Genomic DNA, 14503 nt, shown 5'->3' with positions numbered 1-14503 from the left:
TGGTTAAGTTGTCTTTGGGTAACTTAACCGGCGTCTGTACGCTCGTGAAATTGCGGATGGCCGAAAAGGGCGAAAGCATCGCATTAGCATCACGGGGGCCGTGGAATTTTTGGGGCTATTGCCCCTCTCGTGCCATCCTTTGGATGACCCTGCCGGGGCGACGCGCATCTTGCTTTGCAAAATACGCTAAGGTGAGAGGCTGATAACGACCCAAGTGGGGCTCGTTACGGCTGCTTCCTTCCGGATCTGACCGGGTTGGCGAGGCACCTGCCCGCACCAACCTCTCGAGGTCCATATAGTACGGTGTTTTTCAAAGTGCAAGGTTCACAAGGTGATCTGGACGCGGTCGAATCCGGTTTCGGTGTGGCCCAGTATTTCGGGGGAAAGCGTGCGGATCTGATCAAAATAGCGCAGGGCAAGCGGGCTGCATTCGAACACGGCCTTGCACCGGCCCGAACAGTTCAGTCGCCACGGGGCGGTGTGCGTCCATTCGGCCAGATCATCGCTCTGCAACGCCTGCACGAATCCCTGAACCGGGGATAGGTCACTTTGAAACAGCGGCGCGGACAGGTTCAGGTCGCTATATCCGCCACCGCCTGCGGCCCTGAAATGGTTCGTCGCAAGAACAAAGCGTTGGTCCGGCGTGACCGCTTTGCTGTCGTGATGCAGGGTCGTGATCCGCTGCCCGACCGGGCGTGACGGGTCGATCCGGTAGTCCAGCCCATAGATCGTATCGAAAATGAAGCTGGGGTTGGTGTGATCCAGCAAGGGTTGTTCTGGCGCGTCGGTTGATATCTGGCGGTACACAGATGCGGAGTGCTCCAGCCAGTTTCGAAGGGTGTCGCCGGTCACCAGCATGGCGCAGGTCCGGTTGGTGGAGGGGGCGAAATTGGCCAGATGTCTGCGCAACACCGGGCCTTTGGGGATGTGAATGTAATTCGTCGGCCCGTTTGGTCCTCCGGCGGCACGGGCGGTCGCTGTGGCCAGCAGGGGAAGCTGCCCAAACGGGGTGGTCGCCAACGCCTGTCTGACCTCGATCGCTTTGGCGCGCGCCGAAAGGGCATGGGCGTCGCTGGGGCAGACCATGCCGAAATAGCTGTGCAGGTCATGGGAAATCTCCGCGATGGTTTCGGACAGATAATCCCGTGTTGCGTGGTGGGCCGGGGCGCTGATCTTGGTGATGGTACGATCTGCCGCGACCGTATTCGTGTTCGGCCAGAGGGCAGTTCTCTGTTGCGCGATCCGCCATTTGCCATCGGCACCGCGTTCCAGATCAAGGTCGATAACCCCCAGATCGGCCCCTGCATATCCGGGCATGACGATCGGGCAGGCGGTGCTGATGACCGTTTCGCCCGCATCACCCTGCGGATGGCGCTGATGGGTGTGGCCCGCGATGACCACGTCGATATCTGGCAATTGCGCCAAGACCGCCGCGCCCGAGTTTCCGCAGGTGTTAGCGGTTTTCGACGGGCCGATCCCCATATGTGCAAGGGCAATGACCAGATCCGCCCCGCGCGCGCGCAACAGCGCGGCGGCATCGGCGATGGAGTCTAACGGATCCTGGATGGTGGCGTCATCGGGCAGTTCAAGCTTGTTCCAGATCGCCGTCTCGATCGGCAGTGCCGACACAACGCCAATGTTCAAGGTTGCGGTGCCTTCGGATGTGCCTTGGGTTGTACGGACCTGCCGCGCGATCATGATGTGTTTTCTGACGCCGGCAAGCGCGCCGCACGCGAGGTTCGTTGAAATTGCCGGGGAATCCAGACCCTTGATCGCAGTGGCCAGATAGGTGGTGCCGTAATCCAGATCATGGTTGCCCAGGCCGACTGCGTCATATTGCATGGCGTTAAAAGCGCGAATAATCGGGTGGTCCTTTGTTGGCGGGCGCGTGCTGTGCCAGTCGGCCAGCGCGGTGCCTTGCAGAAAATCGCCATTGTCCAGCAGAACAACAGCCCGCCCACCTGCTTGGGCCATCGCGCGGGCCTTGGCGACAAGCGTGCTGATCCCCGCAATGCCGTTGGTAAGGGCTTGGCTGTCAGTGGCATAATCGAATCCGAGCAGGTTCATATGCAGATCCGTTGTCGCAAGAAGGCGCAGTTTTGCAGTGATGCGCATCATGAATGGTGCCCACTGCCAAACTGGGCACAACGATCCGTTCCAAACGTCTGATGTCCGCTAGGTACCAAGGTGCCTCCGAGATTCGTTAGGGTAGAGTAGCCAGATATCATTCCAGCGCTAATTGAAATTTTAACCCTGATGTATTTTGCCTAGGCTTGGCTTTGACTCTGATGCTGACTACTCAGTGGGTAAACAGGGAATGGGAAACGACATGAAGCACGCGGAAACGGTTACATTTGGGGGTTCATCGCTGGACCGCGCAGGCGAGGTGCGGGGCGACAAAGACGCAGTTGCGGCGCTGAAGGCGGATGATGCTGCACGTGCGATCCTGTTTTGGCGGGGCAAGGTCATGATTGATCCGACGCGCCCGGCGTCGCTTGTGCGTTTGCCGCTGGATCACCCCGCGCTTGAGGACGCAAGCGGGACGCCGATCCTGCTGGGTCGGGAAGACGGCGCGGCGCGGTTCGCCTATGATCTTTCGCAATGGATGCCCGACGACGTTGATCCGCGACAGCTGGGCCAGTTTATGGACCCAAGCGAGCAACACCATCCAATGTTACCGCAAGACTATGTTTTTGTCGAATTGCGGCGGGTGATGACGTGGTTGGCCCCCCGCGATGCGGAGCTGGCCGCGACGGGCAAGGCGATCCTATCCTGGCATGACAGCCACGGGTTTTGCGCCCGCTGCGGGTTTGAAACCGTGATCAATGATGCGGGCTGGCAGCGCAATTGCCCGGCATGTCGCGGGGCGCATTTCCCGCGCACCGATCCGGTGGTGATCATGCTGATTACCCATGGCAATTCTGTCCTGATGGGGCGGTCGCCGGGCTGGCCCGCGGGGATGTATTCGCTGTTGGCCGGTTTTGTCGAACCGGGTGAGACGTTGGAAGCGGCTGTGCGCCGTGAGGTGTTCGAAGAATCCGGTGTGACTGTCGGCGAAGTCACCTATTTGGCGAGCCAGCCCTGGCCGTTTCCCGCATCGCTTATGTTTGGCTGTGCCGGTGATGCAACAAGTCGGGAAATTAAAATTGATCCGAAAGAAATCGAAGACGCGCTTTGGGTCAGCAGAGAAGAGATGATGGACATATTTGCAGGGCGACACAGGACGATCTTGCCCTTACGGAAAGGGGCGATTGCCCACTTCTTGGTGGAAAACTGGCTTGCAGATACGCTGGATTGAGGCGATGATTCACAAAATGATCGGGCGGTAGCATGAAGTTTTCGACAAAAGAGGATATTGAGGCACCCATTGATGCCGTGTTCGGCATGTTGTGCGAGTTCGACACGTTCGAACGCGCGGCCATGCGGCGCGGTGCCGAGGTGCATCGTGTGGACAAAATGACCGCCCCCGGAAACGGGATGAAGTGGGAAGCGGCTTTTGACATGCGCGGCAAACGGCGCGAAATCGAGGTCGAGATGGTGACCTTCGAGCAGCCTACCCAAATGCGTCTTGAATCAAAGTCGCCCGGATTGCTGGGCGACATGTATTTCGAATTGCTGGCCCTGTCGCGAAGCCGGACGCGCATTGTGTCGACGCTCGAGATCAAGCCGAAAACCCTGTCTGCGCGCCTGCTGGTGCAATCCTTGAAGCTGGCCAAGACGTCTTTGACCAAGAAGTACAAAGAGCGGGTCAATGAATATGCCAAGGATATGGAAGAACGCTATCAGCAGGCCAGATAAGGCCCGCTGATACTGCCGTTCGCTAGCTCTGCCGGGTCGTTAGCTCTGTCTGTCGGGATCGGCAGGATAGACGCCCAGAATTTCCAGCATGTTGGTGAAATAGCCCAATTCTTCCAAAGCGCGCTGTACGGCCGGATCCTCGGGATGCCCTTCGATGTCGGAATAAAACTGCGTCGCGGTAAAAGATCCACCGACCATATAGCTTTCCAGCTTGGTCATGTTCACACCGTTTGTCGCAAACCCGCCCATGGCCTTGTACAAGGCCGCAGGAATGTTGCGGACCTCGAAGACGAATGTCGTCAGCATTTTCTCGGCGCGGCGTGTGGTGTCGATTTCAGGGGCCATCAACAAGAACCGGGTGGTGTTATGGTCCAGATCTTCGATGTCGCGGGCCAGAACAGTGAGGCCGTGAATATCTGCGGCGACTTCGCTGGCCAGCACGCCGACGTCACGTTCGCCTGACGCGGCCAGTTCCTGGGCGGCCCCTGCGCTGTCAGTTGCAGATTCCGATCCGATACCATGGGCATCCAGCCAGCGGCGGGCCTGCGGGATCAAGACCATATGCGCGCGCACATGTTTGATGTCTTCGAGCGCGACACCGGGCCGTGCCATCAGACTGATGCGAACCCGTACAAAAGCCTCATCGATGATGTGCAGGCCGCTTTTGGGCAGCAAGCGGTGAATATCGGCCACCCGCCCGTAGGTCGTGTTTTCGACAGGCAACATGGCCAAATCGGCCCGACCGTCGCGCACGGCGTGAAAAACATCTTCGAATGTCAGGCAGGGCACGGGAATCATGTCAGGGCGCGATTGAAGGCATGCCTCGTGGCTGTAAGCGCCCAAAGCGCCCTGAAAAGCGATGCGAGGTGCATTTTTTTGGCTCATTTTGCGCGTCCTTTATAAGACCTTTACCAATGTGGGCGTTTCGTCGCGCTAACTACACCTTGCCCCGAGGGAGGGAAAGCAATAGATACGCGGACAACGCAATGCCCGAATACCAACGATGGACCTACACGCATGTTCGATACAATGACGATCACTAAAGTAGCTGCCGGCCTTTTTGGCGCTTGGCTTGTTCTTTTGCTTGGCAAGTTTGCCAGCGAAGAGGTTTACCACAACGAAGTACACGGTGAGGCTGGATACGTTGTTGAAGTTGCCTCGGATGGCGGCGATGCCCCGGCCGACGATGCCGTTGATTTCTCGGCGGTGCTGGCCTCTGCCGATGTTGGCGCGGGTGAAAAAGTTTTCCGCAAATGTGGCGCATGTCACAAAGTGGGCAAAGGCGAAAACGCCGTGGGCCCCTACCTGTACGATGTTGTTGGCCGCGCGGTCGATAGCGCCGAAGGATTTTCAGCCTATTCCGGCAACCTTGAAAAAGCGGCCGATGTCTGGACCCCAGAGAACCTGAACGCGTTCCTGACAAAGCCGGCGGCATTTGCGCCCGGTACAACAATGGGCTTTGCCGGTCTGAACAAGATCGAAGACCGCGCGAACGTGATTGCGTATCTGGACAGCCTGGACAACTAAGCCGTCTCACAGATTTCACAAAGGCCGCCCCTTGTTGGGCGGCCTTTTGCGTTTGGGGGTCAGATTTCAACCAGATAACATATTCGCAACTTGTATTCGGGCGTTCTGGGCCGTTAGCTTGGAAAAAGGGTCTAAACCGCCCACCCCGAGAATTTTGCAAAGGAAAATCTGATGCCCCGGACAATTGCCCGCGCCCGCATGATCGCGTCTGCCCGCGCCCGCAAGACATATTCGCAAGCCTTTTGGGTGGCATTTCTGGCTTTGGGGGCGATGCTGGTCAGCGTTTCAGCCTATGCCCAAGAGGGCAAGATGATCCGCAGTCACGGCTATTCGTTTTACGGCGATCTGAAATATCCGGCGGATTATCCGCATTTCGATTATGTGAACCCCGATGCCCCCAAGGGTGGCGAGATTTCGATTTCCACATTGGGCACGTTTGATTCGATGAACCCCTATTCCCGCAAGGGCCGTGGCGGCGCGTTAAGCACCATCATGTTTGAAAGCCTGCTGGGCGAGGGGACGGGCAACGAGGCCGCACCTGCGGATGTCTATGGAGAGGCCTATTGCCTGCTGTGTGAAAGCCTCGAATATCCCGACACCAAGGATTGGGTGATTTTCCACATGCGCAAGGATGCCAAGTTTTCGACTGGCGACCCTGTGACGGCGCATGACATCGCATTCAGCCACAACCTGTTGCTGGATCAGGGGCTGAAATCCTATGCGGATGCTGTGCGCCAGCGAATTCCCAAGGTCGAGGTGATCGACGACCATACCGTTAAATTCTATTTCACCCCCGGCATTTCGCGCCGCAGCCTGATTGATCAGGTGGGCGGCGTGCCTGCGTGGTCCAAGAAATGGTACGAGGAATCCGGCGCGCGGCTGGACGAATCCCGTTTGATGACATCGCCGGGGTCCGGCCCTTATGTGATCGACACGGTCGATGTGAACCGGCGCATCGTCTACAAGCGCAACCCCGACTATTGGGGGGCCGATCTGCCGTTCAACGTGGGCCGCAATAACTTTGATACGATTCGCGTTGAGTATTTCGGCGATGAAAACTCTGCCTTCGAGGCGTTTAAAGCCGGTGAATACACGTTCCGCACCGAAGGAAATTCCAAACAATGGGCGTCTGCCTATGATTTCCCCAAGGTCGATGCGGGATATGTGGTCAAGGAAGACATCCCCGACGGGTCGCCCCCGACGCCTTCGGGGATCATTTTCAACCTTGGCCGCGAGGTGTTGAAAGACAAGCGTATCCGCGAGGCCGTTGCATTGGGCTTCAACTTTGAATGGACCAACGAATCCCTGCAATACGGGTTGTTCAAGCCACGCGCGTCATTCACCCAGGACACGCCCTTGATGGCCACCGGCAAACCCCAAGGCATGGAACTGGCGCTGCTAGAGCGGCTTGGCGATGTGATCGCGCCTGAAATGCTGACCCAAGACGCGGTTGTGCCGCATGTGTCGGACCCGTCCCGCCTGCTCGACCGCCGCAATCTGCGCCGCGCGATGAAGCTGCTGGACGAGGCCGGTTGGGCCGTGGGCACCGATGGCAAACGCTATGACGCAACCGGCAAGCCGCTGCGCCTGACGTTTTTGCTGAATTCGTCGGGGTCGGCCACGCTGTCTGCGGTTATCGAAAACTTTATGTCGAACCTGACGAATATGGGCATCGACGCGGTTCTGGAGAAAGTCGACAGTTCGCAATATACGGCCCGCGAACGCGATCGCGACTATGATCTTGTGTTCGATGGCTACCGTCCGTTCCTGGGCACGGGCACCGGATTGGCGCAGCTTTACGGGTCAGAGGCAGCCAGCTATTCCCTGTTTAACCCCGCCGGTCTGGCCAGCCCGATGGTTGACGCGATCATCGAAGCGTCATTGGCCGCACAAACCAAGGAAGAGGAAGACGCCAGCATGATGGCGTTGGACCGCGCCTTGCGGCACGAATTCATCATGATCCCGACCTGGTACAACGACAGCTTCTGGACCGCCTATTACAACCAGTATGAACACCCCGAAACCCAGCCCGCCTATGGCTTGGGATACCTCGATTTCTGGTGGTACAATGCCGACAAAGCGGCGGCCTTGCGTGCCGCCGGTGCGCTGAGGTAAACGCCACATATGGGCGCTTATATTCTTCGACGGCTTTTGCTGATTATACCGACGTTGATCGGGATCATGTTGATCAACTTTGCGCTGGTGCAGTTCGTGCCCGGCGGCCCGGTTGAACAAGCGATCGCGCGTATTCAAGGCGGCGGTGACGTGTTCGAAGGGTTTTCGGGCAGTGGCAATGATGCGGGCAATGCCGATGCGGCCACAGCCAATGAAAACTATGTCGGGGCGCGTGGTCTGCCGCCCGAATTCATCGCAGAGCTTGAGAAAGAATTCGGTTTCGACAAGCCCCCGGTCGAGCGGTTCCTGAACATGATGTGGAACTACATGCGCTTTGATTTCGGAGAGAGCTATTTCCGGTCGATCAGTGTGATCGAGTTGATCAAGGAAAAGCTGCCGGTGTCGATCACGCTGGGGCTTTGGTCGACGGTGATCGCCTATCTGGTGTCGATCCCGCTGGGCATCCGCAAAGCGGTCAAGGACGGCACGGCCTTTGATACATGGACATCCGGCGCGATTATCGCGGCTTATGCGATCCCCGGATTTCTGTTCGCGATTTTGCTGCTGGTGTTGTTTGCGGGTGGTTCTTACTGGCAGGTCTTTCCGCTGCGCGGACTGACGTCGGATAATTTCGATCAGCTTAGCCCGTTGGCCAAGGTTGGCGATTACTTCTGGCACATTGCCTTGCCTGTTCTGGCCTCGACCATCAGTGCTTTTGCGACGCTGACCCTGCTGACCAAAAACAGCTTTCTCGACGAGATCAAAAAACAATATGTGATGACGGCGCGGGCCAAGGGGTTGTCGGAACGCAAGGTGCTCTACGGCCATGTTTTCCGCAACGCGATGCTGATTGTGATCGCCGGTTTTCCGGCGGTGTTCATCGGTGTGTTCTTTGGCGGATCACTGATTATCGAGACGATATTCAGCCTTGATGGGCTGGGGCGACTGGGGTTCGAGGCCGCCGTGGCGCGCGATTATCCGATCGTGTTTGGCACGCTGTTCATCTTTGGCCTGATCGGTCTGGTTGTCGGCATTCTGTCGGATTTGATGTATGTACTGGTCGATCCGCGTATCGACTTTGAACGGCGCGAGGGTTGATCTGATGGCCTTGTCCCCCCTGAACCAACGCCGTTGGCACAACTTTACCCGCAACCGCCGCGCGTACTGGAGCCTTTGGATTTTTGCGATCCTGTTCGGCATCTCGCTGTTTGCGGAATTTGTGGCGAATGACAAACCGATCCTGGTGAACTATCGCGGCGAATATTTCATGCCGATTTTCAAGTTCTATCCCGAAACGGCCTTTGGCGGGGATTTCCAGACCGAGGCCGTGTACCGCGACCCCGAGGTGAAATGCCTGATCGCCACAGGCGGTATGGACGCCTGTTTCGACGATCCGGAACTCATGATCGAGGACGCGCAAGACGGTCAGATTGACGGTGCCGCGATTGAAAAAGGCTGGTCGGTTTGGCCGCTGATTCCCTATTCGTTCAACACTGCCGTTGACCGCCCCGGTGCGGCACCCTTGCCCCCCAACCGGCAAAACCTGCTGGGCACCGACGGGACGAAACGTGACGTTCTGGCACGGGTGATCCACGGTTTCCGGCTGTCGATCATCTTTACCCTGATCGTGACCGGCGCTGCATCGCTGATCGGCATTATGGCCGGCGCGGTTCAGGGGTTTTTCGGGGGCTGGACGGATCTGATCTTTCAGCGCGTCATTGAAATCTGGTCCTCAACCCCGTCGCTTTATGTGATTATCATCATGTTCGCCATTCTGGGGCGCAGTTTCTGGCTGCTGGTGTTTCTGCTGGTGCTGTTCAGTTGGACATCACTGGTGGGCGTGGTGCGTGCCGAATTCCTGCGCGCGCGCAACCTTGAATATGTGCGGGCCGCCCGTGCGCTTGGGGTGGGGAACGTGACGATCATGTTCCGCCATATGCTGCCCAACGCAATGGTGGCCCTACTGACAATGCTGCCGTTTATCATCACGGGCACCATCAGCACGCTGGCGATCCTCGATTTTCTGGGCTTTGGGTTGCCGTCCTCGGCCCCGTCACTGGGCGAGCTGACCCTTCAGGCCAAACAGAACCTGCAAGCGCCCTGGCTGGCTTTTACGGCGTTCTTTACCTTTGCTATCATGTTGTCATTGCTGATCTTCATCTTCGAAGGAATCCGCGATGCGTTTGACCCAAGAAAGACGTTTTCATGAGTGCCGAAACGCACCGCTCTGCGCCCGATATCCTTGCCACGATCATCTACGCGATTTCGGTGATTGTCGCCGTTGGCGTTACCCTGTGGTTAAGCCGCGCGATTTTTATGGCACCGGGGGACACGGTGGGTTTCTTGTTCAGGGTTCTTGAAACACAGTTCTTTCCCAGTACCCTTGTTCTTCTTCTTGGATGTTGGAGCGTTGCCTTGATGAAATTGCCACCAGTCTGGCTTCGGCTGATCTGTGCCCCGATGGCGGCGTGGGGTGTCTATGCCGTGACACAGTTTGTGCCATGAACCAGCCAACCTCCGCCTTGCTTGAAGTCAAAGACCTGAATGTATCCTTCCGTCAGGAGGGGGCGTTAACCCATGCGGTCAGGGGTGTGAATTTCACGCTGAACCGTGGTGAAACCGTTGCCTTGGTGGGGGAATCCGGGTCCGGTAAATCGGTATCAGCGCTGAGCACCGTGTCCTTGCTGGGCGACAGCGCGGAGGTGTCCGGCTCCGTTCTGTATGACGGGCAGCAGATGATCGGGGCAGGGGACAAGCTGTTGCGCAAGGTGCGCGGCAACGACATCAGCTTTATTTTCCAGGAACCGATGACATCGCTGAACCCGCTGCATACGATTGAAAAGCAGTTGGGTGAATCACTGGCGCTGCATCAGGGGGTTGTTGGTGCTGCCGCGCGGGGGCGTATCCTCGAGCTGTTGGCAAAGGTTGGGATCAACGACGCCGAAAGCCGTTTGGGGGCCTATCCGCACGAGCTGTCAGGCGGGCAACGCCAGCGCGTGATGATCGCCATGGCGCTGGCAAACAAACCTGACGTGCTGATCGCGGATGAACCTACGACGGCGTTGGATGTGACCATTCAGGCGCAAATTCTGGACCTGCTGAAAGAGCTGAAAGACAGCGAAGGCATGGGCCTTTTGTTCATTACCCACGATCTGGGTATTGTGCGCCGGATCGCCGACCGCGTTTGCGTGATGCAAAAAGGCGAGATCGTAGAGCAGGGCCCGACGGCTGAAATCTTCGACAATCCCCAGCATCCCTATACCCAAACACTCCTGGGCGCAGAGCCATCGGGCCGTCCTGACCCTGTGGCCGAGGATGCCGAGGTCATTGCAAGCACGGATCATCTGAAGGTCTGGTTCCCGATCAAGCAGGGATTTCTGCGCAAGACGGTCGATTATGTAAAGGCCGTGAATGACGCAAGCCTGACGGTTCGTGCTGGAGAAACCATTGGGATCGTTGGTGAATCCGGGTCTGGAAAAACGACAATGGCCCTGGGTATCATGCGGCTGATCGCGTCAGAGGGTGGGATCACCTATATGGGGCAAAACGTGCGCGACTGGTCGACCCAGGAATTGCGGCGGTTGCGCAAGGACATGCAAATCGTGTTTCAGGACCCGTTTGGCAGCCTGTCCCCGCGCATGACCTGTATGCAGATTATTGCAGAAGGCCTGACCGTTCATAACGTGGACCCCGACCGCAACCAGCGCGAACTGGTGCGCGATGTGATGGTCGAGGTGGGGTTGGACCCTGCAACGATGGACCGCTATCCCCATGAATTTTCCGGCGGGCAACGCCAGCGGATCGCGATTGCGCGCGCCATGGTGCTGCGCCCGCGTTTGTTGGTGTTGGACGAACCGACCTCGGCGTTGGATATGACGGTGCAGGTGCAAATCGTCGACCTGCTGCGCAATCTTCAGCGCAAATACGGGCTGGCCTATTTGTTCATCAGCCACGACCTGAAAGTCGTGCGTGCAATGTCACATAAGGTGCTGGTCATGAAACGTGGTGACGTTGTGGAATACGGCGATGTCGATGTGCTGTACGATAACCCGACATCGCCATACACACGCGAATTGTTGCAGGCCGCGACCTAAGCTTTGGTCTGCCTTGAAAACGTCTGGAAACAGGGTGTTAGGCTTGATTATCAGGGGGTATGCGCGCCGTTTGTGGCGGCGCGCGAGAAGGCGGTTCAGCCGGGCCCGATCATAAAGCAGCTGACGTTTCGGGCGGCCAGTCTGCGGCAGGCAAGGTCAGCAGTTTCGCGTGTCATGCCCAGAAAATTCGCATCAAAGCCTTGGGGCCGCTGGACGACCTTGCGCAAGGTGCCATCAAGCGTGGAAATCTCGGAAAGGGCGGTTTTCACCAAGACTGTTTCGGCGGCATAGCGGCTTGGGAAACGACCGACGTTGACCCCCCAGTGACGCCCGCCCGATGTGGAAACGCGGCTAACCACTTCTTGTTGTTGCGGTCTTTTCAAGGTTTTGGCGGGATTGATCGATGCAATCAGGCCTTTGGGCCGCGATGCGGGTCGGGGCGATACCGTCGCGAGGCTTGCAGTTTGCACGACTTCTGCTGATTGAACGACCTCTGCCGTTTGTACAGGCGCGGTGGCAACCGCTTGTTTGATCGCGGCGTTGATGTCTTGGGCAAGCAGGGGTGATGTCGCCTCTGGGGCTTGGGCGGTGGCCACGACCACGGCACTTTCGGTGGTTGGGCGCAAATGTGGGCGTTTTGATGTGGTGACTGCGCCAACCAGACGGATGGTCTTGCCTGCGCCGCCCGGTGTGCTGGCGGAATTATGGGCGACAGGTGTGTCTTCGACATCGGCAAAGACAGGTTTCGTGGGCTTGATCAGCGGCGCTTTCGACGGGGCGCGGCGGAAGCCCATATCCATCAGTTCCGCGACCTTGGCATTGCGCGCTGTGGTCGAGGTGCCGCCGAAAACAGTCACGATCACCCGTTCGCTTCCACGTTCTGCCGAGGCGGTCAGGTTAAAGCCCGCGGCGCGTGTATATCCGGTTTTGATCCCGTCGGCACCTTTGTAGGAGGCCAGAAAACGGCGGTTGGTGTGGCTGACCTTGCGCACACCGGCATCTGCGGTGATGCGGGAAAACAGGTTATAATATTCGGGGAAGTCATAAAGCAGATGACGGCCCATGGTGGTCATGTCGCGGGCGGTCGACATATGCCCCGATTCAGTCAGGCCGTGGGCGTTCTTGAAAGTGGTATTGGTCATGCCAAGCGCTTTGGCGGTGCGGTTCATCCGGCGGGCGAATTTCGCCTCTGATCCGGAAATCGCTTCGCCGATGGCGGTGGCGGCGTCGTTGGCCGATTTTACCGCAGCGCCGCGGATCAGATAGCGCAGGGCGATGGTTTGCCCCGGCCGCATGCCAAGTTTGCTGGGCGGTTCCGATGCAGCGTGCTGGCTGATCTTAACTTGTGTATCGAGCGAAATTTCACCGCGTTTGATGGCGTCGAAAGCGATGTAAAGTGTCATCATTTTTGTCAGCGAGGCAGGGTGCAGTCGGGTGTCGGCGTTGCGAGCGTGTAGAACCTCGCCCGTCCGTGCATCGATGACATAGGCGGCATAGGGGGCTGCCATGGCGCTGAGCGGAAGCACCACCAGAATCCAAATAGCCGCAAGAATGAATAGCCCATACCGGGCCGGCTGCACGCGCCGCGCTCTCATGATAACTGCCTTTGCTCTGCCTCGGACCGCCGATTTTTCGACTGGCCACTAATTATTAAGGTAAGCATACCACATGTCGTTTTTTCGATAAACCCTTTGGAAACAAGGATTGCATCAAAAGGTGAATTTTGTGTGAGGCATATTTAGCGGCGGGGCAGCGCGACACCACTACTGGGGCGATTGTGGCGGGAATGTGGCAGGAATTGGGCGGAAATAATGCGAATCTTACGCCGGTCGGGCTGCGCAAATTTTAGGCTAAAACTTGTTCCAATTTTGACAGATCCGCGATTTGGCGAAAGCGCGGAGAATCATCGGGTGTTTCGGCATGCTCAAGCGCCCAGGTTTGACCATGCGGGACATGCACGCCCCATCCGCCGGCATCGACCATCGGAACAACGTCGGATTTCACCGAATTGCCAACCATCATGCCCCGCGTCGCCCCGTCACCGTATTGGTTGAAAATACGCGTATATGTCGCGGGATTTTTGTCGGACACGATCTCTATCCCGTCGAACATGCCGCGCAAACCCGAGAGCGCGAGTTTGCGTTCCTGATCCAGCAAGTCGCCCTTGGTAATGAGCACCAGTTTATAGCGCCCCTGAAGTGCCTCGAGGGTTTCCCAGGCGTAGGGCAGCAGGTCAACGGGGTGGGACAGCATTTCGCGCCCGGCATTCAGGATTTCGGCGATGACGGGGGCGGGGACCTTGCCGTTGGTGACCTCGATCGCGGTTTCAATCATCGACAAGGTGAAACCCTTGATGCCAACGCCGTAGTGCGGAATGTTTCGCCGTTCCGCAACAAGAAGCCGGTCCATCAACGTGGATGGGTCGGTGTGGTCGTGGAGCAGGTCGGCGAAATGATCCTGGGTCAGGACAAAATAATGCTCGTTGTGCCAAAGAGTGTCGTCGGCATCGAACCCGATCATGGTTACCCGTTCGGCCATCTTCTCAAGACCCTCTTTTCTAATTACCGTTACAGTCTATATAGACCCACACACGACTCACTTGAACCTCCCTTGTAACAGGAGCAGCAATGCGCCTTGATGACATATTGATGGCTGGCAAGGATCGCGACGACGAAGACGTCGATCTGTTGACCAAAGTCAAACCCAAGACGAAACGGCCGCCGCTTTACAAGGTGATGCTGCTGAACGACGATTTCACGCCGATGGAATTTGTTGTGCACGTTCTTGAACGTTTCTTTGGCCTGAACCATGCCCAAGCCTTCGAGATCATGCTAACGGTTCATAAAAAAGGGTTGGCTGTTGTTGGCGTATTCAGCCACGAAATCGCGGAAACCAAAGTGGCCCAGGTCATGGATTTCGCCCGGCGGCATCAGCATCCGCTGCAATGCACCATGGAAAAAGAAGAGTAG

Annotated in this window: 13 protein-coding genes and 1 other RNA gene; 9 read left to right on the top strand and 5 right to left on the bottom strand. The window is 57.5% G+C overall.

What is annotated here, in order from left to right; translation table 11 throughout:
- Nucleotides 1-189: 189 nt before the first annotated feature.
- Together ffs and HGT1_RS15155 are read right to left on the bottom strand one after the other, a co-directional pair.
- Nucleotides 190-287: signal recognition particle sRNA small type (gene ffs / locus HGT1_RS15160), an RNA gene on the bottom strand.
- A gap of 37 nt (nucleotides 288-324) precedes the next feature.
- Complete coding sequence (locus HGT1_RS15155; protein ID WP_176250782.1) at nucleotides 325-2118, bottom strand: bifunctional UDP-sugar hydrolase/5'-nucleotidase; 1794 nt, start codon at nucleotides 2116-2118, stop codon at nucleotides 325-327.
- A gap of 211 nt (nucleotides 2119-2329) precedes the next feature.
- On the opposite strand from HGT1_RS15155, the gene nudC reads away from it, so the two are divergent.
- Nucleotides 2330-3298, top strand: coding sequence for an NAD(+) diphosphatase (gene nudC, locus HGT1_RS15150; protein ID WP_176250781.1), 969 nt, complete (start codon nucleotides 2330-2332; stop codon nucleotides 3296-3298).
- A gap of 32 nt (nucleotides 3299-3330) precedes the next feature.
- Nucleotides 3331-3798, top strand: a complete 468-nt coding sequence (locus HGT1_RS15145; protein ID WP_176250780.1) for an SRPBCC family protein — start codon at nucleotides 3331-3333, stop codon at nucleotides 3796-3798.
- A gap of 39 nt (nucleotides 3799-3837) precedes the next feature.
- Here the strand turns inward: HGT1_RS15145 and HGT1_RS15140 are convergent, their stop codons facing one another.
- Nucleotides 3838-4683, bottom strand: coding sequence for a prephenate dehydratase (locus HGT1_RS15140; RefSeq protein ID WP_176250779.1), 846 nt, complete (start codon nucleotides 4681-4683; stop codon nucleotides 3838-3840).
- Between the two features lie 132 nt (nucleotides 4684-4815).
- Between HGT1_RS15140 and HGT1_RS15135 the strand changes: the two genes are divergently transcribed.
- The 6 genes from HGT1_RS15135 (at nucleotide 4816) to HGT1_RS15110 (ending at nucleotide 11534) form a co-directional block, all read left to right on the top strand.
- On the top strand, nucleotides 4816-5325 hold the full coding sequence (locus tag HGT1_RS15135; RefSeq protein ID WP_176250778.1) for a cytochrome c family protein: 510 nt from the start codon (nucleotides 4816-4818) through the stop codon (nucleotides 5323-5325).
- Nucleotides 5326-5595: 270 nt separating this feature from the next.
- Nucleotides 5596-7440, top strand: a complete 1845-nt coding sequence (locus HGT1_RS15130) for an extracellular solute-binding protein (RefSeq protein WP_255200219.1) — start codon at nucleotides 5596-5598, stop codon at nucleotides 7438-7440.
- A gap of 9 nt (nucleotides 7441-7449) precedes the next feature.
- Complete coding sequence (locus HGT1_RS15125; RefSeq protein WP_176250777.1) at nucleotides 7450-8538, top strand: microcin C ABC transporter permease YejB; 1089 nt, start codon at nucleotides 7450-7452, stop codon at nucleotides 8536-8538.
- Nucleotides 8539-8542: 4 nt separating this feature from the next.
- A complete protein-coding gene (locus HGT1_RS15120; RefSeq protein ID WP_176250776.1) occupies nucleotides 8543-9649 on the top strand; it encodes an ABC transporter permease in 1107 nt (368 codons plus the stop codon).
- The gene (locus HGT1_RS15115; protein WP_176250775.1) at nucleotides 9646-9945 is read left to right on the top strand and encodes a hypothetical protein; all 300 of its coding nucleotides are present in this window, start codon (nucleotides 9646-9648) and stop codon (nucleotides 9943-9945) included. Before HGT1_RS15120 ends, HGT1_RS15115 begins: the two co-directional genes overlap by 4 nt.
- Nucleotides 9942-11534, top strand: a complete 1593-nt coding sequence (locus HGT1_RS15110; RefSeq protein ID WP_176250774.1) for an ABC transporter ATP-binding protein — start codon at nucleotides 9942-9944, stop codon at nucleotides 11532-11534. Before HGT1_RS15115 ends, HGT1_RS15110 begins: the two co-directional genes overlap by 4 nt.
- Before the next feature lie 95 nt (nucleotides 11535-11629).
- Here HGT1_RS15110 and HGT1_RS15105 read toward each other — a convergent pair whose 3' ends face one another.
- Together HGT1_RS15105 and HGT1_RS15100 are read right to left on the bottom strand one after the other, a co-directional pair.
- Complete coding sequence (locus HGT1_RS15105; RefSeq protein ID WP_176250773.1) at nucleotides 11630-13129, bottom strand: D-alanyl-D-alanine carboxypeptidase family protein; 1500 nt, start codon at nucleotides 13127-13129, stop codon at nucleotides 11630-11632.
- Between the two features lie 250 nt (nucleotides 13130-13379).
- Entirely contained in the window at nucleotides 13380-14072 is a 693-nt protein-coding gene (locus HGT1_RS15100; protein ID WP_176250772.1) for an HAD family hydrolase, read from the bottom strand.
- An 89-nt stretch (nucleotides 14073-14161) separates the two neighbouring features.
- Between HGT1_RS15100 and clpS the strand changes: the two genes are divergently transcribed.
- On the top strand, nucleotides 14162-14503 hold the full coding sequence (gene clpS, locus HGT1_RS15095; protein ID WP_176250771.1) for an ATP-dependent Clp protease adapter ClpS: 342 nt from the start codon (nucleotides 14162-14164) through the stop codon (nucleotides 14501-14503).

It is taken from the genome of Sulfitobacter sp. HGT1 (assembly GCF_013282155.1).
GTDB lineage: Bacteria > Pseudomonadota > Alphaproteobacteria > Rhodobacterales > Rhodobacteraceae > Sulfitobacter.
The sequence above is the reverse complement of the archived record's forward strand: the minus strand, read 5'-3'. Positions and strand labels throughout refer to the sequence as shown.

Excerpts from the sequence above, each read along its gene's own strand:
- HGT1_RS15155 (WP_176250782.1), bottom strand. The coding sequence starts at position 2,118 with ATGATGCGCATCACTGCAAAACTGCGCCTTCTTGCGACAACGGATCTG.
- nudC (WP_176250781.1), top strand. The coding sequence starts at position 2,330 with ATGAAGCACGCGGAAACGGTTACATTTGGGGGTTCATCGCTGGACCGC.
- HGT1_RS15145 (WP_176250780.1), top strand. The coding sequence starts at position 3,331 with ATGAAGTTTTCGACAAAAGAGGATATTGAGGCACCCATTGATGCCGTG.
- HGT1_RS15140 (WP_176250779.1), bottom strand. The coding sequence starts at position 4,683 with ATGAGCCAAAAAAATGCACCTCGCATCGCTTTTCAGGGCGCTTTGGGC.
- HGT1_RS15135 (WP_176250778.1), top strand. The coding sequence starts at position 4,816 with ATGTTCGATACAATGACGATCACTAAAGTAGCTGCCGGCCTTTTTGGC.
- HGT1_RS15130 (WP_255200219.1), top strand. The coding sequence starts at position 5,596 with ATGCTGGTCAGCGTTTCAGCCTATGCCCAAGAGGGCAAGATGATCCGC.
- HGT1_RS15125 (WP_176250777.1), top strand. The coding sequence starts at position 7,450 with ATGGGCGCTTATATTCTTCGACGGCTTTTGCTGATTATACCGACGTTG.
- HGT1_RS15120 (WP_176250776.1), top strand. The coding sequence starts at position 8,543 with ATGGCCTTGTCCCCCCTGAACCAACGCCGTTGGCACAACTTTACCCGC.
- HGT1_RS15115 (WP_176250775.1), top strand. The coding sequence starts at position 9,646 with ATGAGTGCCGAAACGCACCGCTCTGCGCCCGATATCCTTGCCACGATC.
- HGT1_RS15110 (WP_176250774.1), top strand. The coding sequence starts at position 9,942 with ATGAACCAGCCAACCTCCGCCTTGCTTGAAGTCAAAGACCTGAATGTA.
- HGT1_RS15105 (WP_176250773.1), bottom strand. The coding sequence starts at position 13,129 with ATGAGAGCGCGGCGCGTGCAGCCGGCCCGGTATGGGCTATTCATTCTT.
- HGT1_RS15100 (WP_176250772.1), bottom strand. The coding sequence starts at position 14,072 with ATGGCCGAACGGGTAACCATGATCGGGTTCGATGCCGACGACACTCTT.
- clpS (WP_176250771.1), top strand. The coding sequence starts at position 14,162 with ATGCGCCTTGATGACATATTGATGGCTGGCAAGGATCGCGACGACGAA.